Source organism: Prosthecobacter fluviatilis, assembly GCF_042655725.1.
GTDB lineage: Bacteria > Verrucomicrobiota > Verrucomicrobiia > Verrucomicrobiales > Verrucomicrobiaceae > Prosthecobacter > Prosthecobacter fluviatilis.
In genome coordinates, this window is record NZ_JBHSMQ010000001.1 from 477068 (window position 1) to 503072 (window position 26005).

Here is a 26005-nt window from a genome sequence, read left to right on the forward strand (position 1 = left end):
CGGACAGTGGAGCTAGTCTGGCAGCTGACTGACCATGCTAAACCTGCTCCGAGAAATGCTGCACTCGCCAGTGCTGGACATCGTCCAGCGGCTGAAGCATTCCACCGGCATGACGGTGACGGAGCTGTGTACGGCGATGAAAATGAGCTACATGGGGGTGAAGCAGCACTGTGTGGAGCTTGAAAAGGCCGGGTTTTTGGACACGTGGCGGCGGCCCAAGGCTGCCGGCAGGCCTGAAAAATTGTACCGGCTCACGCCCAAGGCGGATGCTCTTTTTGCCGGCGGCGTGCCGGATCTGACGATGGATGTGCTCACGACGGCGGAGCGGGTCTATGGGGAAAGCGCACCGCCGAAGCTGCTGTACACCTATTTCCAGTCCAAGGGGGAGGCCTGGGCTGCCAAACTGGCCAAAGCGACGACACTGGAGGAACGTGCCCGCCTGCTGGCGCGTCTGAGGAGCGGAGATGGCTGCATGAGCGCCGTCGAGACGGATGCGCATGGGCGTCTGGTACTGGTGGAGCACCACCGGCCGCTGCGTGAACTGGCGGCGCGTTACGCCATCGTGGATGAGCTGGAGTGCGAACTGATCGAGCGTCTCATAGGCTGCGAGGTGCGTCGTTCGGTGGAAGAAGTGTCGGGTCTGGTGCGTGTTACTTTTCTAATCAAGACAACAGCGCATACAGAATGACTTCAGGGAACGCAGGCAGGACAATGGCATGGATCAAGGCAGTGGCGGCAGCAGGCACCGGGCTGCTGGCATCTTGTGGAAGCAGCATCGCTCCGCTGAGGCCGGCCTGGCAGCAGGATCCCAACCTTTTTCACCAGGGCTTTCCAGCCTACCAGGCCCAGACAGCGACGACACCGCACATGGTGGCACGAGTGGTTTACGCGGAGCCTGAGCATGTGCGGCACATGGTGGAACGCCAGGACGATGTGCCGGAGACACAGCGCGGACTTGCGCGCATGGGGGATGGAACGGTGGACCTCGGCGTGCAGGACGCGGCCTCCGGCAAGTGGCTGGTGTCCCACCTCTGCGGTGGCATCCTTTTTGTGGAGGGGCTGCCCAGCCAGGCCTACCGCATCGTGCTGAAAAACCGGACGCCAATGCCGCTGGAGCTGGGTGCGGGAGTCGATGGCAAGGATGTGAAGACGGGGAAGGCGGCAACTCTCGGGCGTGGAGGCCTGCGGGTGGAGCCGCGTGGCACGATCGTCCTGGACCATGCAGCCCATGGGCCGCTGCTGTTCAAAAAGGTGGAGGGAGATGCGGCGCTGTTTGACACCAGCGCGCAAGGGATGCCGGGTGTGATCCAGCTGGCGGTGTTTCTCGCCTCTGATGCGCCGAGCATCGGGCCTGAAAAACTACGGGCCAGCCAGATAGCCCCCTTTGGCTTGTTCCCTGTGGGCAGGCCGGAGCAGTACCGCTAGGACCGGGTTTGTTTTGCCTCCCTTGCGGGCATTGTTCCCATGCGAGCTGTGCGCTGATGAGGACTCCCTGCTTGTGAGTTTGGGCGCCTTGGGTAGTTTGGCGGGTTCATGCTTCGTTTTCTGCGCAGTCTCATGCTCTTCCTTGCCGCCAGTTTCCTGCTGGCGGGGGGAGTGTATTTGAACACGGCGGCTTTTCATGAGAGCTGGCATGGCTTTGTCACCCGAGAACTGGCGCAGCATGGGGTGCATCTGAATTTCCAGCGCCTGACGGTGAATCCGTTTGGCGGGCTGGTGGCGCGTGGGGTGAAGGTGTTCAATGACGCGAGCAAGCAGCACATCGTGGCTTCAGTGGACCGTTTGAATCTGGATGTTGATTTTGGAAGCCTGATCGAGGGAAGGGTCAAGATCGACGGAATGGAGCTGCTGCATGCCAGCATGGCGCTGCCGGTGGACCCGGAAAGGCCCGAACTGACGGTGATCGAGCTCAAGGACCTGAGCGCACGTGCCCTGCTGGAAGAGAGGCAGCTGGACATCCGGCATGCGGAGGGGCTGCTGTCTGACGGACTGCGCATCATGATCAGCGGTGTGCTGGACCTGCCGGAGCCCAAGTCCGACCAGCCGGGCGCCAGTGCCCAGGACCGGCTGATCGCGATACGCGAGCACCGGGTGCAGATTCAGCATGGTCTGGACTGGCTGGCGCGATTTCATGCGCCGCATGTGCCGATGCTGAGTGTGAAGGTCTCCGGTGCGCTGGACCGGCCACAAGAGCTGAAGGCAGAGCTGCTGTTTCAAGCGGATGGACTGGCGTTTGAGGATTATGTCTGGAAGGAGCTGGTGGCGGAGGCGGAGTATGATGGCGGGTTTATTGATCTGAAGAGGCTGCACCTGGTGGACCACCTGGGTGCGCTGGAAGCCACGGCGACCTGGCGCATCGGTGCGGAGCATCTGCGCTTCCGGCTGACGTCCAGCGCCGACCTGCCAGGGCTGGCGAGGGCGTTTTTCAACAATGAGCAGATGCGCGAGGTGGTGTTTTACGAGGCGCCACAGCTGGCGCTGGAGGGCAGCATCTTCCTGAACAAGCCCGGGGAGGGTGACTTCCTGCCCGCCGAAGTGACGGGCAGGCTGGACTGCGGGCGGTTTGGCAGCCGGGGGGAAGTTTTCAATTCACTCAGCCTGTCTTTGGGGGCGACACGTGATGGCATCTTTGTGCGTGATGCGCTGCTGAAGCACAAGACGGGCTCCCTGGCTCTGGATGTGATGCAGCACCGCACCCTGGGCTTTAAGTACAACCTGGCGCTGCGCATGGACCCGAATGCGTTTCTGCCGTTTGTGCTGCTGCCGAAGACGCGGGAGATCATCCAGCGCTTTGTCTTTGACGAGTCTTCACACATCGACGTGCAGGTGTCGTGCGCCGGGCCTTCGGTGAACCGCATTCGCGAGTGCCCGACTTCAGGTCATGGGGTGCTGCGGCATTTTCGCTACAAGGATGTGCCTTTTGAGTCTGCGGAGATGGACCTGGCCTTTTTGGGGGACTTTCAGAACTATGCCAATGTGCAGGTGCAGCGCCCTGACGGGCCGGCGGAGGCGGAGCTGGTGTTTGTGAACGATGATGACGACGAGAAGTGGCTGAGGCTCGTCAATGTGCGTGCGACTGCGGATGCAGCGGGCATCGTGAGGGCGTTTGCTCCGAAGGTGGCGGATCAGATCGCGCTCTACCGCTTCTCCCCGGGCACGGATGTGACGGCCAATGGCACGATCGGCTACAAGGGCAACCCGCAGCTTAACAACTACAAGGTGAACTTCAAAAACCCTGTGGGAGGGGCGCATTACGTGCTGTGGAACGAGGATTACCCGATCAACGCGCCCGCCGGCGAAGTGCACATCGTGGGAAGCATGCTGAACTTCGATTTTGGCGGGCGGCTGTTTGGCGATACGCTGCATGCCAAAGGAGCGGTGAATCTGGCGCCGGGAGTGAAGGGGTATGATGTGGAGGTGCGGGCCGGACGCTTTCCGTACGATGTGTTTGGCCGCAAGCTGCCCTTTGAGGAGGTGCGTGCAGATGTGCGCAACCGGGAGGGGATCTCCAGGATCAACATCGCGGCGGACGTGCTCGGCGGCGGCATGACATTGAAGGGCAGCCTGAACGACAACCGCGAGCCGAACACCTATGAGGGAGAGCTGCGGATGAACGCCCTGAGCTTTCAGCGGTTTGCACAGGTGTACTCCCCGGGAAATGAAAGCGTGGGAGACATCAGCGGGCATTTCAAATTCACGGGACGGATGAACGACTGGAAGGCGCTGAAGGGGGGCGGTGCGCTGATCATCGTCAATGGAAACCTGCTGGCCCTGCCGGTGCTCGGGCCGCTGACGCCGATCATCGGGGCGTTCCTGCCTTCGCCCATCAAAGGGTACAATGTGGCCAAAAAAGCGGACTGCACCTTTGAGGTGGCGGATGGCTTCATTGTGACGGAGAACATTGAAGCGGAGTCCAGCGCCTTCCGGATCGTGAGCCGTGGGAATGTGGACTTCATCCGGGACGACATCGATTTCAATGCGGAGGTGCGGATGCGGGGTCTGGGCATCCTGCTGTTTCCCGTGACTCAGCTGCTGGCCTACAAGGGCTCTGGCACACTGCAGGACACCCACTGGTCACCGCGGATCTTTGGCGGCGGGAACAAGGACGAGCGCAAGCCGCCGACAGAGAAAGAGCTGAAGGAGGCGCAGCGGATAGGCGGGAGCCCGGCCAGGCCGAAGGCTGCCACGCAGCCGCCGAAACAGCGGGCGCTGTTTGGAAATTGAGTGCGCCTCAGGATGGCCTGTGGCAGTAAAGCGTATGAAAGTGGAACGACTCAAATACGTCATCTGGGCGGCGGACATGAACCGCGCGGTGAATTTTTATGCCAGCGTCTTTGGAGGCACGGTCCTCAAGCAGAACGACATCATCAGCGAGGTGGAGATCTGCGGCGGCGTCATCGGCATCCATGGTGGCGGGGAAGGGGCGCGGACCTGGACCGGGCTGAGCTTTCAGGTGCCGGATGTGATCGAGGGCGCGCGGGAGATCGTGGCCGCTGGAGGTGTGCTCACACGGGAACCCGAGCCCGAAAACGGTGAGCCGCCGCACCTGGCCATGTGCGTGGACACGGAGGGGAATGAGATCATGCTGACGCGGAAGCGCGTGCGGTGAGGCTGGCAAAAGATCAATGCCCCCACGGGTCAGCCTAGGGCTGAAGCGATGGGTGCATGGACGGAGAAATGAACGCGTTTGGGGCCTGGTGAAATGATTCTGGCCTGGATTTGGCCTTTGATGACTTTTATTTGCTGAGAACGGGGGTGGAGATACGGGGCTGGGGCTTGCCCAGGCGTCCAAACGCGTTGCATTTGGCTGCTTTTTGGGCCATCCATCTCCCCCCGCCCATGACCCCCAAGATCGACCCTGCCCTGCACCGTGACAAGAAACCGGACTGGATTCGTGTAACGCTGCCGCGTGACCCGAAGTTTTGGAGCACGAAGGGGCTGATCACGGATCTGAAGCTGCACACCGTGTGCGAAGAGGCGCAGTGCCCGAACCGCTGGGAGTGCTGGAGTCAGGGCTCGGCGACGTTTATGATCGCCGGAGACCGTTGCACGCGTGCCTGTGGTTTTTGCGCGGTGAAGACGGCCAAGCCTTTTGCGCTGGAAGCAGACGAGCCGCAGAGAGTGGCGGAAGCGACGAAGCGGATGGGGCTGAACCACATCGTGATCACCGCTGTGGCGCGTGATGATATGAAAGATGGCGGGGCGGATCACTTTGCCCGGACGATTGAAGCGGTGCGCGAAGCGGTGCCGACGATCACGATCGAGATTTTGGTGCCGGACTTCAACGGCAAGGATGATGCGCTGGAAGTGGTGATGAAAGCGAAGCCGCATATTTTCAACCACAACCTGGAAACGGTGGAGCGCCTGACGCCGCTGGTGCGCAGCCGTGCGATGTATCACCGCAGCCTTCACGTGCTGAAGCGCGCCAAGGCGATGGCGGCCGAGCTGGGCTCCAAATGCGCTACCAAGAGCGGCCTCATGCTGGGCCTGGGCGAGACTGAAACCGAGCTTTTCCAGGCGATGGATGATCTGCTGGAGCACGACGTCACGGTGCTGACCCTGGGCCAGTACCTGCGCCCTTCCGCGCAGCACCTGCCGGTGATCGAGTACATCCACCCGGACACGTTTGAGAACTACAAGCAGATCGCGCTGAAAAAGGGCTTCCGCCATGTGGCGAGCGCGCCGCTGGTGCGCAGCTCGTACCATGCGTCGGATTTCAAGCCTGAGCTGGATCTGGAGTAGGCTTACTTGCGGAAGCCGCCAGCCATGCGGTTCCAGAAATTGGCGAGTGAGACGACGAAGCCCAGCGCTACGATCTCCTCATCTGAGAACAGGGTGGTGAGGCACGCGTATTCTTGAGCATCATCATGCACGGTGGCCTTGTAGGTCAGGGCTTCGGCCCAGGCGAGTGCGGCCTGTTCTCGAGGTGTGAACAACGCTGATGACCGCCACTCCGCGAGCTGTTCGATGCGTGCCTGAGCCTCCCCGAGCTTTTGAGCCTCGCCTTGGTGCAGCTGGATGCAGTAGGTGCAGCCGTTGATCTGTGAGACTCGGAGCTCGACCAGTGCCCGCAGGCTGTGATCGATGGCGGTGTGCGCCAGGTCACGGGTCAGCTGCCGAAAGCGTGATGTGAGCTCCGGCTCGATCTTGGCGTAATCAATTCTCATGAGGGATGGTGTGCGGGGATGGTTTAAAGAGTGCCTGTTTCCAGCTGCTCCAAGTAAATAAATTCGGGGGCTTGGACGCCTGCTTCAGCTCGAATTTGAACAAGCTTGGGAGATTCGAAGAACTGTTTGGCGTCGGCGATGGAGGTCCAGGCGGAGAAGTGAACGATTTTGTTTGGGCTGTACTGATAGCGAAGGACCTGATAGGCGCGCTCGCCCGCTGCTCTGCGAATGCCTGCAGCACGGTCGAAGATGTTTTTCCAAGCCGGATAGTCGGCGACTTCATGAATGATGAGGACGTGGTGCATGTGAGGTGGGCGTGGAGTGAGGGGTAGGGGAGGTTTGAGTCTTGTGGAAATGCTATCAATGCATCAGATTGATGTTCTAAGCGCATGAATAGACCCTCCCTTTACGAGTTGGAATGCTTTGTCGCAGTTGCCGAGAATCTGAGTTTTTCCAAGGCTGCGAGGAGGCTGAATTTATCCCAGCCTGCCCTGTCCAGGCAGATCCAGGCTTTGGAGTCGAAGCTCAGCGGCCGACTGCTGGAGCGCAATACGCGGAGGGTTGCCCTGACACAGGCAGGCAAGCTGTGCGTGGAAGAGGCGAAAAAAGTGCTGACACAGCTCGACCAGGCCACGGAGAGCATCCGCCGTGTGGGCGCAGGAGAACCCATGCGGCTGCGGCTAGCCTTTGTGGGGGCTCTGCTGGATGATGGTCTGGCGAGGCTGCTGCAGATGTTTCGCGTCAGCCGGCCCGACTGCCAGATACAGCTGATGGACATGGCTCCGGCAGAGCAGCTGGTCGCCTTGGAGCGCGGGGAGATTGATGGCGCATTCATCGGTGCGGCACCGGCCAGGGTTTCCCGGCACATCAAGACCGTGATCTGGAAACAAGAGCGGCTGCAGGTGGTTTTGCCGGAGCAGCATGCCCTGGTCAGAAAGCTGATGCTGAAGCTGGCCCAGTTGGAGAACGAGAGCTGGGTGATGGTCTCCGCGAGAGCCGCCCCAGGGTTCAGGGAGCATGTGAGCGCGCTATGTCAGCGTGCCAGAATTCAGGCCAAAGTGGTGCAGGAGTCGGACCGGGTCGCGGCCGTGCTCACGATGGTCGCCGCCGGGCAGGGGATCAGCATGCTGCCTGCGTCCTTGTCCCGCTGGCTGAGCTGCGGAGTCGTGTTCAGGGACATTGACGAGACGAAAGCAGTGCTGGCTCATGCCTTTGCATTCAGGAGCGGAGACCGGGGGCGCGAACTGCTGGAGTTTGTGCAAATGCTTGGCTCACAAAGCGCTGAAACGGGGCAAATCATGCGGTGAGCTTTCATTAGTCCGCACCTAATGAAACGTGTGAGATGCGAAAGCGGGTTGCGTGCGCGGCATTCCGCGTTCTGTTCGCTCAACCCCAACCTACCACCATGTCCATTCGCCCCCCTGCCGAAGCCTACGAAAAAGTTCCGACTGTCATTTTCCCAGACTCCGCCAAGGCGGCCAAAACGCTGGCACAGGAAGTGAAGCAGCTGATCGAAACGAAGAACAAGGCAGGCAAACCGGCGGTGCTGGGGATGGCAACAGGGTCAACGCCAGTGCCGTTTTACCGTGAACTGATCCGTCTGCACAAAGAGGAAGGGCTGAGCTTTAAAAACGTCATCACCTTCAACCTCGATGAGTATTACGGGCTCAGCTCCGACCATCCTGAAAGTTACTCCATGTTCATGGCGGAGCAGCTGTTTGACCACATCGACATCCCGAAGGCGAACATCAATCTGCCCAGCGGCACGGTGCCGGGAGACCAGGTCTTCAACCACTGCCGCCAATATGAGGAGAAGATCGAGGCGAGCGGAGGCATTGACCTGCAGATTCTTGGCATCGGCCGGACAGGGCACATTGGATTCAACGAGCCCGGCTCCAGCCGCGACTCGTTGACCCGCCGGATCACGCTGGACCGTGTGACGCGGCAGGATGCGGCGAGCGACTTCCGCGGGGAGCAGAATGTGCCGCACTTTGCGATCACCATGGGTGTGGGCACAATTTTGAGGGCCAAGAAGCTGGTTCTGATGGCGTGGGGGGAAAACAAGGCTGTCATGGTGGCCAAAGCTGTCGAAGGGCCGATGACGGAAGTTATTTCGGCCTCCTTCCTGCAGGATCACCCCGATGCACGATTTTTCATCGACCACGGGGCCTCGCGCGAACTGACCCGCGTCAAGCTGCCTTGGCTCGTCGGTCCGGCGTCCTGGACCCCGCGCGAGACCCGGCGTGCGATGGTCTGGCAGGCATTCAAGATCAAGCGGCCGATCCTGAAGCTAGTGGACGAGCACTACAATGAGAACGGTCTTTCAGACCTGCTCTCCGAACAGGGGCCAGCCTACCAGCTCAACATTCGCATCTTTAACCAGCTGCAGCACACGATCACCGGCTGGCCCGGCGGCAAGCCTGATGAGGACGACACCTACCGGCCTGAGCGTGCGCGGCCCTACCCGAAGCGCTGCCTGGTGTTCAGCCCAGAGCCGCAGGACGCCATCACTGGCATGGGTGGCACGATCGACCGACTGGTGGAACAGGGTCACGATGTGCGGCTGATTGCACTGACTTCCGGCAGTCTGCGTGTGCCAGACAGTGAGGCGGATAAATTTGCGGAGACACTGCTGGAACTGGCCTCCAATGCAACGAACCCCACCACGTGGGAGCCTCAGGTGGCCTATGCCAGGGAGGCACTGGGACTGCTGGAGGCCAAGGGCGAGTTTGGCGAAGATCCGCCGCTGCTGAGGCAGCTCAAGGGGCTGATTTTGCGCGGTGAACTGCGTGACGCCGCCCACACCGTGGGGCTGGCGAATGACCGCGTGACCTTTGTGGACCTGCCTTTCTATGAAAATGGCCGCTACCGCCGCTTCAAGAGCACCGAGGAGGACCACAAGGTGCTGGTGCGTCTGCTGCAGGAGCACAAGCCGCATCAAATTTATATCACCGGCGACGCTGCCGACCCTTCCAGTGTGGCGGGCATCTGCTTCCGCCTGCTTGTGGCTGCCCTGCAGTCGTGCGGAGGCGAGGACTTTGCGGGTTCCTGCAGTGTGTGGCTGTACCGTGGCAAGGAGCGCCCGCTGGAGCCGCATGAGATCGACATGGCGATTCCGATGAGCCCCCTGCAGATTGAGCGCAAGGCCAATGCTCTGTCACGCTACGGAGCCCTGTCTTCCCTGGAAAAGGAGGCTCCGGAGACCAACCGTGAAAATGCGCGGCTGTATGATGCCCTGGGCCTGGCAGAGTATGAGGCCATTGAGACCTTCCAGCGCTGGCGCCGGGTCTAGGACCGGGTGTCAGTCAGCTACCGCGTGCCTGGCATCGCGGTAGCTGCATTTTCCCAGGCGGCGAAGCTCATCGCAGTGAGCTTCAATGCGCATGCTCTTCATGCTGGGCTGGAAGCCCAGCCGACGGGTGATGCAGTCATGGAGGAGAGCGGTGTGGTCGTCCTCAAATTCCACCACCCGATCGCAGTCGAGGCAGATCAGGTGATTGTGCTGGGGCTTGTCGAGAAAATTGGGGTCGTAGTAAGTCTGGTCACGTCCCAGATCTACTTCACGAAGCAGCCCGCACTCGACCAGCAGGGTGAGAGTACGATAGACGGTGGCACGGGATACGGTGCTGTCGAGCTTGCGTGCTTTTTCCAGCAGTTCCTCTGCTTTGAAGTGTTCGTCGGTGGCGAAGGCTGCCTCGACGATGACATCCCGCTGCTTGGTACGGCGCAACCCCTGGCTGGCCAGATGGGTTTCCAAGCGTTTAGTGATACGTTCATCCATGTCAGGGAGAGGGTAGCCATGGCGAAGGATCGTGCAAGGCAGCGCTTTTTCTGAATACGGTGGTTGAGATTGGTTAATTTAGAAGGCGGGAGTGATAAAATATCGTATAAAGTGAATGAGTGGAAATTGTTAACTTGTTGTTTTACAATGAGTTAAATTGCAAAAAAGAGGGGGTGAGCAGGGCTAAAAGCAGACCCAAAAGAGATAGGGATATGGCGGTAGCGTTCAAATTAATTTAAAATAATTATGGATTTTATTGTTAATATTGATAAAATTCATCGGACTGCCTGATTCCAAGCATGCCTTTACCATTTTCATTCTCCACCCAACGCCAAAGCTCCGAGGTCGCAAGGCCCGCAGAGCCCATCGCCGTGGCCATTGCGGAGAAGCTGATGAGCTTTGCCCCGGGTTTTGTCAGCACTGAGCCTATGCCAGTCGGCACGGGAAGCCCGTTTGCGCTGCCGGAGCAGGGGGCCATGGTCTGGGCAGCCCAGATGCAGCCAAGTTTATCTCCTTCAAATGTGGCGCATGCGCCCTACGCACCGGGGATGGAGGCCAGTAGGTCGGCAGAGCTGTTTGCGACAAAGGCTGTACCTGCGCCTGCACCTCTGCAGCCTGCCGCGCCAGCGGGCGCTGTGGCGCATGATCTGCCGGCCCAGATCGAGCAGCTTCGCAACGACATCTTCGGCATCGCCATGAATACAAGCGCCTTGAATGACCGGCTTGACCGAATGGAGCAACGTCTTCCCCAGACAGGGCAGCAGGCGCAGGCCAGCCTCGTTGCACTGCGTGGTGAGATTGAGGCGTGGCTGGAAAACCACCTCAGCGCGGCCGTCGAGCACTGCATGCAACAGATCCTCAGCCGCATGCAATCTGCTCCCAATCGTGCTGTTAATTGACCGTTATTGCCCTATTATTCGTTCTCACCTTCTATGAATTCCCTGAGACTCCGCATCCTGTTTCCCCTCTGGCTGTTCGGCTTCCTGCCGGCCATGGGGGCCACTCGCATCATGGGACAGCCGCTCGAGTGGTTCTTCGGGATCAACGGGGTGCTCCTTGGCGGTGGCGTCTTTCTGGCCGCCTATCTGGTGGCCGGCTGGCTGCTGAAGCCGACAACGGCTGTCATGAAGGGCACCACGGCGGTGCTGCGCGGGGTGCCCCCAGATGCGCAGTCCGCAGAATGGCTGCCGGCTGATTTCTGGAAGCTGCGCTGTGACATCAACATGATCTTTGCCAAGCAGCGTCAGGCGCTGAACGCGGCCGAACAGCATGCCTGCCAGACGGCACAGAGACTGCTTAATGCGGAGCGTCTGCTGCGTGAGGCATTCACGGCTCTGCAGGGCCTGTTTGCCGCGAGTGACGAGGGTGTGCTGGTGGTGGACGCCCAGGGGGCGATCATCGCATCGAACTCGAAGCTGGATGATTTTCTCGGGAAGCCTGTGGAGGAGATCGCCGGACGTGACTCAAAGCGCATTCTCAGCGCCTTGATCGACCGATTTGAAGAGAAGGCTGTGATCACGGCCTGGATCGAAAAGACCTCAGCGAGTCTCGAAGGCCAGGCTGAAACGCCGCCGCTGGTCTCCCATGACAACCGTGTTTTCTCCCTGCGCTCCAGCCCGATGCGGACGGATGCCGGCGAGGTGATCGGACGTATCTGGATCGTCAAAGACCGCTCTGAGATGCGCGTGCTGGAGAACCAGCTGCGCGAATCGCAGAAAATGGGAACGATCGGGCAGCTTGCCGGCGGCATCGCCCATGACTTCAACAATCTGCTCACGGCCATTCGTGGCAACCTGACGCTGGCAGAGCTGACGCCTGCCTCCAACCAGGCCGGAGTGCGTGACAAGCTGCAAAACGCCAACCACGCGACCACGCGGGCGGCCGAGCTCGTCAAATCCCTTCTTGGCTATTCGCGCCGCAGCACCGGTGCGGCGGTGCGCAAGGCCATGAATCTGAAGCGCCTTCTGGCGGATGTGCAGAACCTGCTGAAGCACAGCATCGATCCGCGTGTGACCATTCAGATGCGTGGAGGCATGGACGCCTCGTATGCCACCGGTGACGCCACGCAGATCGAGCAGGTGATGCTCAATCTCTGCCTCAACGCACGGGATGCGCTGCCTGCGGACAAGGGGGTGATCGAAATCGCTGTCGAGAACGTGACCCACCGCAAGCCGTCGAAAGCGGCGGAAAACAACGAGACGGCCGAATTTGTGATGCTCGTGGTGCGTGACAACGGCCACGGGATTTCCGAAGAGCACCGCCAGCGCATCTTTGAGCCCTTCTTTACGACAAAGTCAGGAAGCAAGGGAACAGGGCTGGGACTTTCCACCGCCCAGGACATTGTGCGTGAGCACGGGGGATGGATCGAATTTGACAGCGAGCTGGGACGGGGCAGCGAATTCCGAGTGTTCCTTCCAAGGCTGCTCAATCCTGAACAGGTCGAGGAGGAGTCGCCGATCGACAACGGTCCTGCCATCAATGCCCCGGTGGGCAGCCAGACCACCATCCTGGTGGTGGACGATGAGGCTCCGGTGCGCTCCATCGCGATGAACATGCTGGGTTTCCTTGGCTATCGAGTCCTGGAGGCCAGCGACGGCCAGCAGGCGCTGGACATCCTTCTACGCACCCAGGAGAAGGTGGACGCCGTCCTGCTGGACATCTACATGCCCAAGCTTTCCGGCCGTGACACGTTTAAAGAGCTGCGCGCCGTGGGCAATGATGTGCCTGTCGTGGTGTGCAGTGGTTTTGTCATTGATCCTGATGAGTTTACCATCCTCAGCCAGGGCCGGACGCCGCCTGTGGACATCATGCTCAAGCCTTACTCTCTGGACGGACTGAGCAAGGCGCTGGCGAAAGCGGTGCAGAAGCCGCAGACGGATGCCCGGGCGTTTGAGCTGAGCGACAACCGTGCGCCGCAGCAGCCAACGATGCTTGTTTCCTGAGACCCAATCTGGTGAAAACCGTCTTCCGGCGGTCATCTTTCCCCTTTTCGATTGCCGCAAAGGCGCTACCATCCGCGCCCCATGATCAAAGTCGGCCTCGTCTCCCTCGGTTGCGCGAAAAATCTTATCGACTCGGAAATCATGATCGGCCACCTCCAGCAGGCGGGCATGGTCATGACGCCTGAGCCGGACCTCGCGGATGTGCTCATCGTAAACACCTGCTCGTTCATCGACATGGCCAAGAAGGAGAGCGTGGGCGCGGTGCATGATGCGGTGGACCAGCGTGCAGGCTCGAAGAAGCGGGCGCGGCAGAAGATCATTGTGGCCGGCTGCCTTTCGCAGCGCTTTTCGCAGGAGCTTCCCGGCCTGATGCCGGAGGTGGATGCCTTCATTGGCCTCGATCAAATCACCGAGGTGGCCCCCATCATTCAGAAGCTTGTGGGGACCAAGGAGCACGAGCAGGAAAACTTGGTGACCCGTCAGCCGCAGTACATCCCAGATTATGACACGCCGCGCTTCCGGCTGACGCCGCAGCACATGGCGTACATCAAGATTGCCGAAGGCTGCAATCATCCCTGCTCATTCTGCATCATTCCGCGCATCCGTGGCCGCCACCGCAGCCGCACACAGGAAAGCATTGTGAAGGAGGCGAGACAGCTCATCGCCAGCGGTGTGAAGGAGATCAACCTTATCTCCCAGGACACGACCTATTTCGGCATGGACAAGTGGACGGAAGAGCGCCCGAAGCCACGCAGCGGGGTGGACTCCACCAAGGGCGAGTCCCTTTCCTCTCTCATCCGCGAGCTGAACCAGATCGAAGGTGATTTTTGGATCCGCCTGCTCTACACGCATCCCGCGCACTGGAGTGACGATCTCATTCAGGCCATCGCCGAGAGCCCCAAGGTGGCGCGATACATCGACATGCCGCTGCAGCACATCAGCGACCGCATGCTGAGCCTCATGAAACGCGAGACGGACGGCGCCTACATCCGCGACCTGATCAAGCGCATCCGTGCTGGCATTCCGGGCATCGCCATCCGCACCACGTTCATTGTCGGCTTTCCGGGTGAGACGGAGGCAGACTTCAACGAGCTGCTGAAGTTCATCGAGGACACCAAGTTTGAGCGTGCCGGGGTCTTCAACTACTCCCGTGAGGAGGATACGCGTGCAGCGAAGATGGAGGACCAGATCCACCACATGACCCGCAAGGCCCGCTGGAACGAGGCGATGCGTGCCATTCAGCGCAGCATCGAGGGCTTTAACACGACGCAGGTCGGCCGCAAAATGCGCGTGCTTGTGGAGGAGCCCGGAGTGGCGCGCAGCGAAATGGACGCCCCCGACATCGACACCACGGTGTTTGTGAACAAGAAGCTGCCGGTGGGCAGCTTTGCGGATGTCACGGTGAAGGAGTGGCGCGGGTATGATCTGGTGGCGGCGTGAGTGACGGCCAAGTCACTCTGCGGCCTTGGGCCGGAAACGTTCGGCGACGCGGTCCACACCACCGCGTGGCCCTTGAACGGGCTTAAACCCGGCTGAGGCGTCCCATCTGGTTTTTTCCGGGTAGGGATAGAGCGGCATGTCGATTTCAGTTCTGCCGTCGTTGACCCGTTGTGCACTGAGAGCGTGAGGTGCTTCGCCTTTTTCGCGCCAGTGCATGACCAGGCCGAGCATGTCGGGCAGTTTGTTGATTCCAGGGCCGGGGCCATGGCTCATGCCGGGGACGATGTAGAGTTTGCAAAATGACGCGGTTTTTTCAAGGGAGCCGAAGTGCTCGATGACGCGCTCGTAGTAGTCGAGCGTGGCGTGGTAAGGGACGCAGGAGTCGGAGGAGCCGGAGATCATGATGAGCTTTCCACCGCGTTTTTCGAAGGGGCTCAGGTCTGCATTTTCAGCGTTGAGATAGGGGCCGAGTGCTGCGGTGTAGGTGTCGATGTCCTTGCCGAAGTCGAGGCTGTAGAGGTCTTTGTCCTTGCCGAAGACCCATTGGAAAAGATAGAGGTGCCCGTGGGCGATTTTGAAGGAACTGCCGAGGGGGATGCCGTCGAAGATGCGCTCGCCGGTGATCGTGTGTTTGGGGCCGCCGAAGAGTTTCCGCAGCGCTTCGGCGTGCTTCTCCGTCAGCGTCGGGTCCTTCTTCTGGGCAATGGCGATGACGGCTTCGATGTCGTAATCGTTGCAGCGAGGATCGGAGACCATTTTGCCTGCGGTCTGGGGGATCTCGCGGGAAGCCATGTATTTATTGCCTGCGGCTATGATGTTCTCCTCCTGCGCGGGGGTGAATGGGCAGTCATGGAAAATCTGCTCGTTCCAGAGGAAGTAAGCATGCAGAGGGGTGCGGCAGTGGGCGGGGACGTTGGCCACGATGCCGTCATAATCTTCGGGATAGCGCTGGGCCTCCTGGAGTGCCTGCTGGCCGCCGGTCGAGCCGCCGGTCGAGCCGCCGCTGAAGTAGGAGTACTCGGGGGCGCGGCCATAGTAAGACTGGATGACCTCCTTGGCCAGCGTGGTCATGAGATGGGTGGCGCGATAGCCGAAGTCCTTCCACACATCCGGTTTGCCGATGCCGGAATCAGAATTTGGGGCGGTGCCCATGTCTGTGGTGGCCACTGCGAAGCCGCGAGCCATCGGCCCTGCGAGGCTTCCTGAATTGATGCGCCCTGCTGCGCCGCCGTTTCCCAGGCCGATGAAGCGGCGGTTCCACTGTGCTGCTTCAGGGAGCCAGATTTCCACATGGATGCTGGAGTCTGAAGCAGGTGTAAGGTTGGCTTTCACCACGACATGCGGCGGCACTCGTGTGCCTGTGCTGGCGCTGCTTTCTTCTACGAGAGTGATTTTTCCGGCTTTGATCGGAAGCTTTTCAAGCGCTGCGAGCTTTTCGGCCGGGGCTGCCGTTGCTGTGATGACGGCGAATGCCCTGAGGAAACCAAGGGTGCAAAGCAGGCTGAAGGTCCTGGAGGTGTGGTGTTTCATGGCGCAGGGCATTGAGTGCGGCCGCTGGCTGCACAGGCATGCGCTGGAGGGTGATGAAACACCCCGTGTCTTGCAACCGATGAATGGTGTTTTCGTGCGAACGAAGCTGCTGGCTTATCTCCTTCTGGAGGTGCGTTTGCGTGCTTTGGCCTGGGAACGGAGGGTCTCGTTGATTTCTTCCTGAGTCATAACAATGGCATGACGCACGGTGACTCCGTCCAGCTCTGCGACTGCTGACGCGGGGGCTGGTGGTGCTGGGACTTGCTGGGCAGAAGGGGGGGGCTGCCCGGTGGCTGACACCCTGGCGGCGGGCGCGGGCGCTTCTGCGGTGACTGGCGGCGCGGGGGGGATGATGGTGGCGGCCACTTCTTTTGGGGGCGAGCTTGGCTGAGCAGGCGTGGCATTCCCGGAGGTGGTAAGTATGGCACGACGTATGACGGGTGCATCCTCGGGTGGGGGAGCCATGCGCGGTGCAACTTCTGGCGCAGCGAGCTGAGGCTCCGGAGCGCTGGCAACCATCGTCCTCGGGGTGGCGGCTGCTTCTGGTGTGGCTGGCGCAGGGGGAGGGGGCGACTCTTTCGGGAGGGCTGGCGCTGAAACGTTTGCTGCCAAGGCCTGGGGGGGCTGGGGCGGAGCAGGGGCGGGCTCAAGGGCCAGCACAGGGGTTTTGTGAATGACGGGCTGTGGCTGGGAGGGCGGATGGGCCGGAGGCTTGGAGAGAGCGGGGGCCATTTCTTCGGAAATGGGGGCCGGTGTTTGAGCGGGAGGCTGTGAAGAACTCACAAACAGCCCTGAGGTGGACTCTGTGAAATCTCCAAAGATCATCCATGCCAGCGCTCCCAGGAGGACTGCCGTGGCCGCCAATGCGAGCCAAGGGAATCTGAACCGAGGCGGGGAAGGGCGATGGAAATCGAGCGATTGAAGGTCGTGGCTGACCGGGGCCAGAAGAAGAGTCTTTCTGGGGTGATCCACCGGAGCCTCTTCTGAGGGCCTGTCTTCTTCAAAATCAGAGACAAAACCTCCGCTTTCCGTTTCCTGCTGGGCGAGCGGGGGCTGTGCGGCCAGGGGATCTTCCAGGCGGTCCATCTCGGCACTGGCTGTGGTCAGAAGATGGGAGAGCTTTTCGGTAAAGTCAGGAGGAGAGGGAACGGGGCTGCTGCTCAGCGCCCGCTGCAGGGAGTCGAGCACGAATCCGGCTGCCGTCTCGGGCATGCTGCTGGGGAGTTTGGCTATCTCCCGCATCTGCCCTTCACCTGTGAGAAGATAGGCGGCCAGGCAGATGAAGGCACGATGACGCTCCTCGCGAGCGGCGATGACAGTGAGTTCCTCGCCGATGGGAGTGGCCCACGGGCCAAGATCGATGAGTCGGGGCTTGCACAAACTGCGCATGGTCTTGTGCAGGCGAAGCTTCACCACAAATTTGGGCCAGGCGTCCAGCCGCTTGAGGTGCAGGCGCTCGAGGTCGCGAGGCAGGACGGGACCGTCATAGCCGACGCAGAGCTGGATGTTGGAAGGATCCAAGTCAACCCGATGAACCCCGGTTTCCAAAGCCTGCTCCAGCCCGGAATGGATCTGCCTGAGCAGCGTGACGACTTCTCCGGGGTTGAGCGTGCCGCGTTTGGCCATCAAGGCGCTGAGAGACATGCCCGGCTCGCGGACCTCTGAGAGAAATGCCCAGTCGGGGCCCTTCCAGAGGTTGAGCATGTGCAGAAGGTTGATCTGCTTTGAGGGGTCCTGCCGCCAGACCTGGGGCGGCAGGGCCATGAAGTCAGGCTGATTGACGATCCTTTCTGGCGGAAGCAAGTGCAGGGTGACTGACTGGTCAGCAGACACGTTGACCGCCGGAAGAGTGAAGGCATGGCGGCCTGAGAGCTCGGGATTTTGGATCCGGAAACTTTCTCCGAACAGGTTTTTGAGGGGGATGTCTCCAAGGAGCAAAGTCTGGAGGTGGGAGATGGGCAGGGTGGAGATATCTGCCACCAGCAGCATCTTGGGATTTCGGGCCTGCACCAAGGTGGCGTAGGAACACATGGCCTCGCGGATCTCATCGCGCAGACTCTTGAGGGTGATTGACACGTCCGCTGGCCGGGTGGTCAGGACCGATTTGATGACAAAACGCAGGTTGGCCGGGAGTTCGGCGATCGTGCTGAAATCTTCCGGATTTCCACTGGAGTAGGGCTGCCCGGTGAGCAGCAGGAAGAGCAACCGGCAAGTCTCACCTACAAGCCTGGAAACGCCCAGGGCGGAGGCAGGGGGCGCTGGTTGAGAGAGCCCGTAGTCAAACAGGCGGAGCTGCAAGTATTCCTCCTCCTGTGAGGTGACGAGCACCCGCTCCACGCAAAGGGTGGAGTGCAGGTGCAGGCTTGCATCGATTTTGACGAGGTCCTGGAGGAGATGCTTGACCAAGGCGAGGGAGGTCACGACCGGCAAAGCACCACGCCTGCGGACATACTCCTGGACAAATTCACCGTCATTGAGGCCGGTGACATAGTAGGCCAGTCCGTCATCCATGCCGACGTCGAGAATCCGCATGAAGGACTGGCCGCGCAGGCCTGAGGCTGCGCGAAGATTTTCGCATGTGCGGGACTGCTGGTCTGCATCGACGATTTCGGGCTTTGCCGCCGCATGATCGATGTTTGTTTGGGTCTCGTGGAAACGGTGGAGAGCACTGACGAGGGTGCGCCTGCGTGGCCGCTGCCGCTTTGAGCTTTGCCTGTCAGATTTGAAGCGGCGCCCGCCAAGACGAGAGCTGCTCCAGCCTGGGGGGAACTGCCAGCGCGGGGGCTTGACCAAGCGTCTGATGGTGGCGGTCTGGCTAGGGGGGGCGGCTTGAGCAGTCTGGCCGGTGAAGATGTGGAGTTCCACCAAGCGGCAGTTTCGCTGATCAAAGGCCAGCATGACGACTTCATCCTGAGCACGCGGCAACTTGATCGGCGAGCCATTGCGGTGGCTTGCCAATGAGAGGGAACCAAAAAGTTGAGGCCCTTCATTCATAGCTCTGACGTGTCCGTATGGAAAATGCAGTGGGTATTTATTTCGCGCGAGGCGTATTATCGAATATGATCTTTGCGACTCAACGATGCAATGGAAAATATAAATTATTATTCTGGGTTTAGAAAAATGTATTTAGTTTAGTTAATCTTGGTTAAGAATAAGTCTGAAAAAGGTGGGGCTGACTTGCTTGCTTGCTCTCGCGGGCTCTCGTGGCCATGCTGCAGGCATGACACGCAGCATTCTCGCCATCGGCGCCCATTATGATGACTGTCCTTTCGGCATCCCTGGCACTCTGCTGAGGGCTGTGCAAAAGCATCAGCGAGTGGTCATTCTCAGTTTGATTGGTGATTACACCAACTGGCCGCCGGTCAGAGGGCGGGAGCAGGGACTGATGGAGCTTTCGAAGCAACTGGCTGCTGAGAGAGGCATGGAGATGCGCTTTCTGCCCTACAAGAGCCTTGGCTTCGAGCCGACACTCGAGACAAAGCGTGCCGTGGCTGAAGTGGTGGCTGACGTGAAACCTGACACGGCCTTCATGCTGTGGCCGCGAGACCGGCACCCGGACCATGAGGCTGCCAGCGCGATCTGCCATGCGGCCTTGTACCAGCCGGCGAGGCTGCTCGGGCGGGATGAGGTGAAATCGCCTTCACGGGTGTACTGGTATGACAACGGTCCGGGGCACACGATCGGCTTTGAGCCGGACACCTATGTGGACGTCTCCACGGAGTGGCCTGTTGCGAGCGAATGGCTTGGCAGGCTGATGGCGTACGTGCGCAATGAGGCGTATGATCCGACGAAAACGGACGCCGCCATGGAGACGAAGAGTGTGCTGGCCCGCTATCGGGGGCTGGCCTGCGGAGCCAAGTATGCGGAAGCCTTTAAGAGTGTGCGCCCTGTGGTGAATGCTGAATTTTGAAACTCAGCTTACCATCTCATGGGTGGTACCCCCGGTAGGATTCGAACCTACGACAAATTGATTAAGAGTCAACTGCTCTACCAACTGAGCTACGGAGGCATGTTTGAAACCAAACAGCGTTGGAGGGAGGAGAGTCTTAATCATGTCCGGGCTTCGCGCAAGTGAGTTTTTGCCTCAACAGACACTTTCGGGCCGGCAAGTGATTCAATGCAGGGGAGAGATGCGGATTTTGTGGAACTCGGTTTTGCCTTTGGAGGACCAGTCGCCAGCTCGAAACTGGAGCACATTGAGGTCGCTCTCGATCTTTGGCCCGTCGCAGAAATGGCTGCCGTCGATTAGGAGTTCGGTTTTGTCCGTCGTGGCTTTGAGGGTGATGTGATAGAGTTTGCTGTGTTCGTAGTCGAACAGCTTTTCCCCCTTGGGCTGAGGGTACAGGCCGAAGGTTGGCTTGCCGGCTTCATTGGCAAACTTGACCTTGCCCATGAGCAGCCGCGGGCGGTTGCCGTTGAGCACATTGATGTCGAAGTCGATCTGGAAGGGCGGCTTGCGGCTGAGCTCATAAAGCATGGTGCTGTCGCCGCTGCCTGTGAGCACATCGGCGGTGCGAGTCCATTCGCCGGCCTGTGGCAGCCATTTGAACGCATTGCCGGGGGCCAGGAGCTCTTCAGTCTGGGGGGCAGGATTGGGCTCCAACTCCGCGAGGATGAACGCTTCCACCTGGCTCTGCTCGGCAGAGCCCAGCAGTTTGAGTGCCTTGGCCTTCCACTTATTCTGGGTCGTGAGCAGACGAGCAGCCTGACTCGCATGGTAACCGCGCAGGAGCGCGGACAGTGCGACCTCGTCTGCGGCTGGGACTGGCATGTCAGCCGCCTGCACCCGGGTGTCCTGCTTCAGTAGCCCTGCGAAAGCCATGATCTTGCCGGCTTCAGCGGTCTTGCGTTCCCGGCGCAGCTCGTCGGCCAGTTGCCCGGCCTCCAGAAGGCTGGCTGCATTGAGGTCCCTGAGTGAATCGCGGCAATCTTTGGCAAAGCCTGAGCGCAGTGCCTCCAGGCTGCCAGCATTGATCTCTTTTTCCGTGGCAGCTGGCGGATCGAGCTTCCGAATGGCAAGATGGCGGATGTGAGTTTCGGAATTGTCCCGGAACATCTGGGAGCAGAAACCGATGACCGAGTCTTCCCGCATTTCAAATGCATTGCCTGCCTCGTCAGTGACTCTACGATCCACCGCGATGTCCCGGTGGTCCAGACGGTAGGTGATGGCACCTGCGTGGCAAATGATGTGGAAACGGTGAACTTGACCGTTTGCAGGGAGCCTGATCTGAGGAGCATCCGACAGGTAGGCCCGCCGTAGCAGGGTGGCCGCATCTTCACTGCTGGAGTGCCCCCACTGGTTGCAGCCCACCCAGTCTTCATGGTTGAACGTGCTGTGGTAGCCGATCATGATGCTGAGCCCTTGAGTGCCAGGAGCATTCTTGATCTGGTACAAGCCAGAAAGTTCGAAACTGGAGCCAACCCGCCCGTTGTGCAGCAGGTAGGCGGCACCGTCATGTCCGGTGTTGACGAGGGTGCCTGTTGGCAGGCCTTTCCAGAAACCGCTGCGGTGATACCAGCCGCTGAGATCTGGCGTGGCAGGCAGGGGCACCCACTGGCCGGAGGCAAAGGCTTTTTCAAATTTGCAGGCGGCGATGCGCTGCAGCAGCAGAGCCGGAGGCTCGCCCTGGAAGCGGGAGGCGATGTCCTGAAAACTTTGCAGTGCCTCGTCAAGTTTTCCGAGTTGGTAGTTTTCTTCGGCTACCTCCCATTCAGCGTTCAAACCGAAGGCGAAGACTGCAGACTGGCCGCGCACGTCGGTTTCATTTGCCTGCAGGCTCAACCACCGCCGGGTCTGCCTGGGAAATGGGACGGGCACCTGCTGAAAGGTTTCATAGGCCGTTTCATAATCCGAGGCCTTCCATGCCATGAGCCCCAGATCGGCCAGGCGCCATGGATGCTCCCAAAGGCGATAGACCTGCTGAGATGTGGCAAGGCTGCGGAGGGAGGCTGTCATGACCTCGCGAAGCGGCGACCTTGACAGCAGACTTCGTGAGTCCTGGGAGTCTTCTTCGAGATATTCGAGGGTCTTGCGCAACGCCTTTGCGACTCCGGTGTCATGGCGTTCTGTGAGTGCACAGGCGCAGTAGAAGGCCTTCATCTTCTCCAGGCTGCCACCCCAGCGTGGGCGCAAGGCCCACAGATAGTTTTCATAAGCGGAATAGTCGTCGAACTCAGCGGAGGTCGCGCGGTCAAACCAGAGCCTGAGGGAATCCTCAGGCCTGCCGTGACCGCATTTCACAATGTCAATCATGCTGGCAGCGGCGGGAGCGCGATCTGGGTGCAGCTCCCAGGCCATGAGAAAGTGTGCGCGTGCCTTGATCTGGTGTTCTTCAAACTTTCTGCCGTTTTCCTCGCTCACTGTGCTGACGTAACCGCCGCCGCGGTAATCCCAGGCGATGTGATTCTGAATCCGGCCATGGAGCATTTCGCGAAGCCATGGGGTGAAATGGGAAGTGGTGCAGAGCTGCGCCAGCTCGGCAGAGCAGTCTTTGGACTGAACGCCACCCATGGCGTGACCAAGATCATCATACAGCAGTTCATCATCCTGCGGGCCATACACCGCCTGGTCAGGCGCGCTTTTCATGAGCTCCTTGAAAAGCGCCAGATTGATTCTGGAGATGGTCTCCTGGGAACTGTAGCGCTGGATGGCGATGTCCCTGAGCTCTGCCTGGATGTATGATGGAAGCACAGAAGGGTAGTCCCGGATCATCCTGTGACGGGAGGCTTTGGAGAGGTGATCCCGCGCCTCATGGGTGCCTTCACGAAATTCCCAGACGGCCGCAGCGGTGAGCCATAGTATCAGCGGATCGTCCACATGATTCCTGATGAGCGCCGTCCCCTCTTGGGCCAGCACCTCCCAAGGACGGCTGTGATCGACGTCAGGATGACCGGCTTTGATCATCAGCGCCTGTTTGGCAAAACTGCGTGCGGCGTCAGCGTACTGCGGCCATTTCTCCAGATGCTTTTCAAAGGCAGGCATGAGAACGCGCTGCATCCAGGCAAAGCGTGGGCGTGCCCGGTCTGTTTCAAAGCGTGTGCCGGGCTTGATTTCGATGGGGGCGAAATCCTGTCCAGCCATGAACTCACGCGCAGCCTTGCGCCAGTCGGTTTCTGCGGCGGTGGCGTGTGACAGGAGCAGCAGCGGCCAGAGCAGCGCATGAATCATCTTCATGGCTGAAATGACACCAAGAATCCTGATGTGTGTCCAGTGTGATTTTTTTTCAGCAGGACTTAAGCGGCAGGCTTATAAGTGGGCATGCGCTGTTTAGCATTCATGTTTTTGTTTTCATGGGCGTCTGGCCTTCTGGCGGATCTGCCTGTGCATGTTTCCCTGGCTGGCGGGCAGGGACCGTACACGATCAAGCAATGGAAGAGCGACTGGCCGGGGTGTGAGTTTGAGGGCGGCATTGCCCAGGGGCGGGTGGCGGTGGTCGAAAGCGATGCCTTGAAATGGCTGCGTGTGAACTTTGCCGTGGGGAAGATCGGGCCTGAACAAGGTGGGGCCGGATGGCGCATGCCCCTGGGAAAACATGAGGCAGCAGAGCTGAGCTACACGATGCGCTTCAGCAAGGGCTTTGACTTTGTGAAAGGTGGCAAGCTGCCGGGATTGTGCGGTGGGCCGGACAATGTGAGCGGCGGTCGCCGGGCAACAGGGGTGAATGGATTTTCGGCAAGGCTGATGTGGCGCAAAGAGGGACGAGGCGAAGCCTACGTGTACCACAAAAATCAAAAGGGTGACTATGGCGACAGCTTCGCCTTTCCTGCGGACTTTCGTTTTCCCACGGAGGTGCCTGTCAAAGTGAGGATCGCAGTGACTATGAACGCGGTGGGAAAGCGCGACGGTGTGCTAAGGGTGTGGATTGATGGCAGGCCTGTGGTGGAACGCACTGACATGGAATGGCGCACGGTGGACAGCTTTGGGGTGGATGGGCTGTACTTTGAAACCTTTCACGGCGGTGGCGACTCCACATGGGCACCAACACACGACTGCTGGGCGGAGTTCACGGAGATGAAGGTGACGCGGTGAGATGGGGCGCGTGAGTCCGCTCTGGCTCAGCGGTCATTTCACCGGGAGCAGCTGCACTGCATCGGCTCCGACAATGCCGTCGGTGTCCTTGTTGCTGATGGTGATGACGGCAAGCTGGTCTGCGCTGAATGTGAAGGTGCCGAGGCTGACAAAGAGACCGTCGATGGCGGGGGCTTTGCGTTGATTCACGATCACGGTATCCGTACCGCCAGCATGCTCGATGCGCACGGGGACGTTGCTGGCGCGATTGGTGGCTGAGGCGTAGGACATGCGCACTTCGTATCTTCCGCTGGTCGGAATCTTGAGCCGGTAGGTCAGGCTTTTTTCTCCTTTGTCGCTGTTGGCATCGTGCAGGCTGGAACCATCAACGGGGCTGCCGAAGGTGCTGCCGGTCCAGTGTCCGGTCTGCTCGGCCTCCTGCTCGCTCATGACGATGCCCGGCAGCTTGGCGGAGCGGATCATTTTGGCCATGGTGGCGAGTTCGAGCACGGCCTTCTGCTCCAGCAGCTTCTTCTGCAAGGCGGGCACGTCGATCTTCTGCACGGGGGTGTTTGCTTTGAGCGCCATCACAGCGGCGAGACCTGAGGCATGGCCCAGGGCCATGTACACGGGCTCCATGCGCAGTGAGCAGCAGGCGATGTGGCTGGCGGAGAGGCAGACGGGGACGAGCAGGTTTTCGCACTCGGCGATCTTGGGCGTCAGGCTGCGGTAGGGGATCTGATAGGGCAGGGCTGGTGTGTCTTGAAAGCTGCCTTCATCACGCACGGTGCCATCCTCGGCGAGGATGCGCTGCACGATGTGGCAGTCGATGAGGAAGGAGCCCATGCCGATGGAGTCATTTTTGAAAATATCGGTCTGCAGATCTTTCTGAGTCATGACGTAGTCGCCGATCATGCGGCGGCCTTCACGGACATAGAGGGCGTAGGGCCAGTGGGCGTTGTCGGTGAACTCATCTTTGCAAAGCCCCCAGGTGTTGGCTTGGTCGCGGAGGCTCTGCGGCACGCGCTCATCGTGGCAGAGGAACCAGAGCATGCCCTGGATGAAATCGGTGTGGTCCTGCCAGATGCGTGCGCGGGTGGCGGCATCGCCATCAGGGTAATCGAAGTTTGCGCCCGGATAGTCGGTGGAAAAGAGCCCCTGGGCATTGAGGTCGTATTTGCCGTTGGCGGTTTTGCCGAGATGGAACAGGCGGCCAAAGCGGATGCCGGGGAATGCCTTGATCAGGCGCAGGAGCAGTTCGTACTTGGTGGCATCGTAGCTGGCGGGCTTGGGGAAGGGGATCTTGATGTCCTCCCGCTGAGTGACGCAGATGCGGAAGTTGTAGCTCTGCGTGCGGTTGTCAGCACTGCCGGGGGCGAGCTTGGGATCTGGGAAGACGCCGTAGATGGGCTTTCTCTGTGCATCCAGGCCGGAGATGCTCACGGGGGTGCCGTGGATGTAGCTCGGGCCTTTGCCGCCGATGCTGGGGCAGTCGCTCTCCATCACCTCAACGGTCCGCGGGCGGATGGGCATGGGGTGGTAGCCTGCGAGTGGCTCGCCGTATTGTGCGGTGCTTTCGCGGCCGACGATGTAGCTCACTTTGGCTGCTGCCATGAGATCGCCCTCATAGCTGGCGTCGATGAACTCCTTGCCATGGTAGGTGGCGCCGTCGCTGGTGGTCAGGCTGGTGATGCGTGCGCCGTCTTTGGAGACCGACTTGAGCGCCTGGGCTGTGACAACCTTGACGCCTGCTTCTTTGAGCATGGCCTGGAAGGCGGCCATGTTGGCGCCCGGTTCCGCATACCACATGGGTGTGTCGGGTTTCAGGGCGGCGGCCCGGGCGAAGTATTCACGGGGAAAGCCGCCGATGGTTTCCTGCTTGCCCACGTCCGTGCTTGTCAGGCCACCGGTGACCATGCCGCCGATCCATTGGGTGGGCTCGATCACCACCACGGATGCGCCCTCTCGTGCTGCGGTGATTCCCGCGCCCAGTCCTGACGGCGTGCCGCCGTAGATCACGAGATCAAAATCTGCTGCGCAGATGGAGGAAGTGAGGCCGAGAAGAAGTAACAGACGGTGAAAAAGCATGAGGCGAAAAAAGAGCAGGCGGCAGCGCCATGCATCTCTTTTCGCCTCG

General features: G+C 60.1%; 19 protein-coding genes and 1 tRNA gene. 12 read left to right on the forward strand and 8 right to left on the reverse strand.

Annotated elements, in window-relative coordinates; all coding sequences use genetic code 11:
* Positions 1-34 precede the first annotated feature (34 nt).
* From ACFQDI_RS01770 to lipA, 5 genes are all read left to right on the forward strand, one after another.
* A complete protein-coding gene (locus ACFQDI_RS01770) occupies positions 35-688 on the forward strand; it encodes a helix-turn-helix transcriptional regulator (RefSeq protein ID WP_377162770.1) in 654 nt (217 codons plus the stop codon).
* The gene (locus ACFQDI_RS01775; RefSeq protein WP_377162772.1) at positions 685-1425 is read left to right on the forward strand and encodes a hypothetical protein; all 741 of its coding nucleotides are present in this window, start codon (positions 685-687) and stop codon (positions 1423-1425) included. Before ACFQDI_RS01770 ends, ACFQDI_RS01775 begins: the two co-directional genes overlap by 4 nt.
* A 108-nt stretch (positions 1426-1533) precedes the next feature.
* Positions 1534-4224: an AsmA family protein gene (locus ACFQDI_RS01780; RefSeq protein ID WP_377162774.1), complete on the forward strand. Its 2691-nt coding sequence runs from the start codon at positions 1534-1536 to the stop codon at positions 4222-4224.
* A gap of 34 nt (positions 4225-4258) precedes the next feature.
* Positions 4259-4609: a VOC family protein gene (locus ACFQDI_RS01785; RefSeq protein ID WP_377162776.1), complete on the forward strand. Its 351-nt coding sequence runs from the start codon at positions 4259-4261 to the stop codon at positions 4607-4609.
* Positions 4610-4839: 230 nt separating this feature from the next.
* Complete coding sequence (lipA, locus tag ACFQDI_RS01790; RefSeq protein ID WP_377162778.1) at positions 4840-5742, forward strand: lipoyl synthase; 903 nt, start codon at positions 4840-4842, stop codon at positions 5740-5742.
* Positions 5743-5744: 2 nt separating this feature from the next.
* Here the strand turns inward: lipA and ACFQDI_RS01795 are convergent, their stop codons facing one another.
* Together ACFQDI_RS01795 and ACFQDI_RS01800 are read right to left on the reverse strand one after the other, a co-directional pair.
* Positions 5745-6167, reverse strand: coding sequence for a carboxymuconolactone decarboxylase family protein (locus tag ACFQDI_RS01795; RefSeq protein ID WP_377162779.1), 423 nt, complete (start codon positions 6165-6167; stop codon positions 5745-5747).
* Between the two features lie 23 nt (positions 6168-6190).
* Positions 6191-6472 (reverse strand): antibiotic biosynthesis monooxygenase, encoded by a 282-nt coding sequence (locus ACFQDI_RS01800; protein WP_377162781.1) that lies wholly within the window; start codon positions 6470-6472, stop codon positions 6191-6193.
* A gap of 84 nt (positions 6473-6556) precedes the next feature.
* On the opposite strand from ACFQDI_RS01800, the gene ACFQDI_RS01805 reads away from it, so the two are divergent.
* Entirely contained in the window at positions 6557-7474 is a 918-nt protein-coding gene (locus ACFQDI_RS01805) for a LysR substrate-binding domain-containing protein (RefSeq protein ID WP_377162783.1), read from the forward strand.
* 98 nt (positions 7475-7572) lie between these two features.
* On the forward strand, positions 7573-9459 hold the full coding sequence (gene nagB, locus ACFQDI_RS01810) for a glucosamine-6-phosphate deaminase (RefSeq protein WP_377162785.1): 1887 nt from the start codon (positions 7573-7575) through the stop codon (positions 9457-9459).
* Between the two features lie 9 nt (positions 9460-9468).
* Here the strand turns inward: nagB and ACFQDI_RS01815 are convergent, their stop codons facing one another.
* Positions 9469-9948, reverse strand: a complete 480-nt coding sequence (locus ACFQDI_RS01815) for a Fur family transcriptional regulator (RefSeq protein ID WP_377162787.1) — start codon at positions 9946-9948, stop codon at positions 9469-9471.
* 299 nt (positions 9949-10247) lie between these two features.
* On the opposite strand from ACFQDI_RS01815, the gene ACFQDI_RS01820 reads away from it, so the two are divergent.
* From ACFQDI_RS01820 to rimO, 3 genes are all read left to right on the forward strand, one after another.
* Positions 10248-10847 carry a hypothetical protein gene (locus ACFQDI_RS01820; protein ID WP_377162789.1) on the forward strand — a complete coding sequence of 200 codons (600 nt, stop codon included), beginning with the start codon at positions 10248-10250 and terminating at the stop codon, positions 10845-10847.
* Between the two features lie 33 nt (positions 10848-10880).
* Positions 10881-12890, forward strand: coding sequence for a hybrid sensor histidine kinase/response regulator (locus ACFQDI_RS01825; protein WP_377162791.1), 2010 nt, complete (start codon positions 10881-10883; stop codon positions 12888-12890).
* Between the two features lie 81 nt (positions 12891-12971).
* The gene (rimO, locus tag ACFQDI_RS01830; protein ID WP_377162793.1) at positions 12972-14330 is read left to right on the forward strand and encodes a 30S ribosomal protein S12 methylthiotransferase RimO; all 1359 of its coding nucleotides are present in this window, start codon (positions 12972-12974) and stop codon (positions 14328-14330) included.
* 12 nt (positions 14331-14342) lie between these two features.
* On the opposite strand, the gene ACFQDI_RS01835 is transcribed toward rimO, so the two are convergent.
* Together ACFQDI_RS01835 and ACFQDI_RS01840 are read right to left on the reverse strand one after the other, a co-directional pair.
* Complete coding sequence (locus tag ACFQDI_RS01835) at positions 14343-15860, reverse strand: tannase/feruloyl esterase family alpha/beta hydrolase (protein ID WP_377162795.1); 1518 nt, start codon at positions 15858-15860, stop codon at positions 14343-14345.
* Between the two features lie 114 nt (positions 15861-15974).
* Positions 15975-18818, reverse strand: coding sequence for a protein kinase family protein (locus ACFQDI_RS01840; protein WP_377162797.1), 2844 nt, complete (start codon positions 18816-18818; stop codon positions 15975-15977).
* A gap of 262 nt (positions 18819-19080) precedes the next feature.
* Here ACFQDI_RS01840 and ACFQDI_RS01845 point away from each other — a divergent pair, with 262 nt between their 5' ends.
* Positions 19081-19770 (forward strand): PIG-L deacetylase family protein, encoded by a 690-nt coding sequence (locus tag ACFQDI_RS01845; protein ID WP_377162799.1) that lies wholly within the window; start codon positions 19081-19083, stop codon positions 19768-19770.
* Between the two features lie 23 nt (positions 19771-19793).
* On the opposite strand, the gene ACFQDI_RS01850 is transcribed toward ACFQDI_RS01845, so the two are convergent.
* Positions 19794-19869 (reverse strand) — tRNA-Lys (locus ACFQDI_RS01850).
* Positions 19870-19974: 105 nt separating this feature from the next.
* Positions 19975-23034 carry a hypothetical protein gene (locus ACFQDI_RS01855; protein ID WP_377162801.1) on the reverse strand — a complete coding sequence of 1020 codons (3060 nt, stop codon included), beginning with the start codon at positions 23032-23034 and terminating at the stop codon, positions 19975-19977.
* A 102-nt stretch (positions 23035-23136) separates the two neighbouring features.
* Between ACFQDI_RS01855 and ACFQDI_RS01860 the strand changes: the two genes are divergently transcribed.
* The gene (locus ACFQDI_RS01860; protein ID WP_377162803.1) at positions 23137-23889 is read left to right on the forward strand and encodes a polysaccharide lyase; all 753 of its coding nucleotides are present in this window, start codon (positions 23137-23139) and stop codon (positions 23887-23889) included.
* Positions 23890-23922: 33 nt separating this feature from the next.
* Here the strand turns inward: ACFQDI_RS01860 and ACFQDI_RS01865 are convergent, their stop codons facing one another.
* Positions 23923-25956 (reverse strand): FAD-dependent oxidoreductase, encoded by a 2034-nt coding sequence (locus ACFQDI_RS01865; protein WP_377162805.1) that lies wholly within the window; start codon positions 25954-25956, stop codon positions 23923-23925.
* Positions 25957-26005 lie beyond the last annotated feature (49 nt).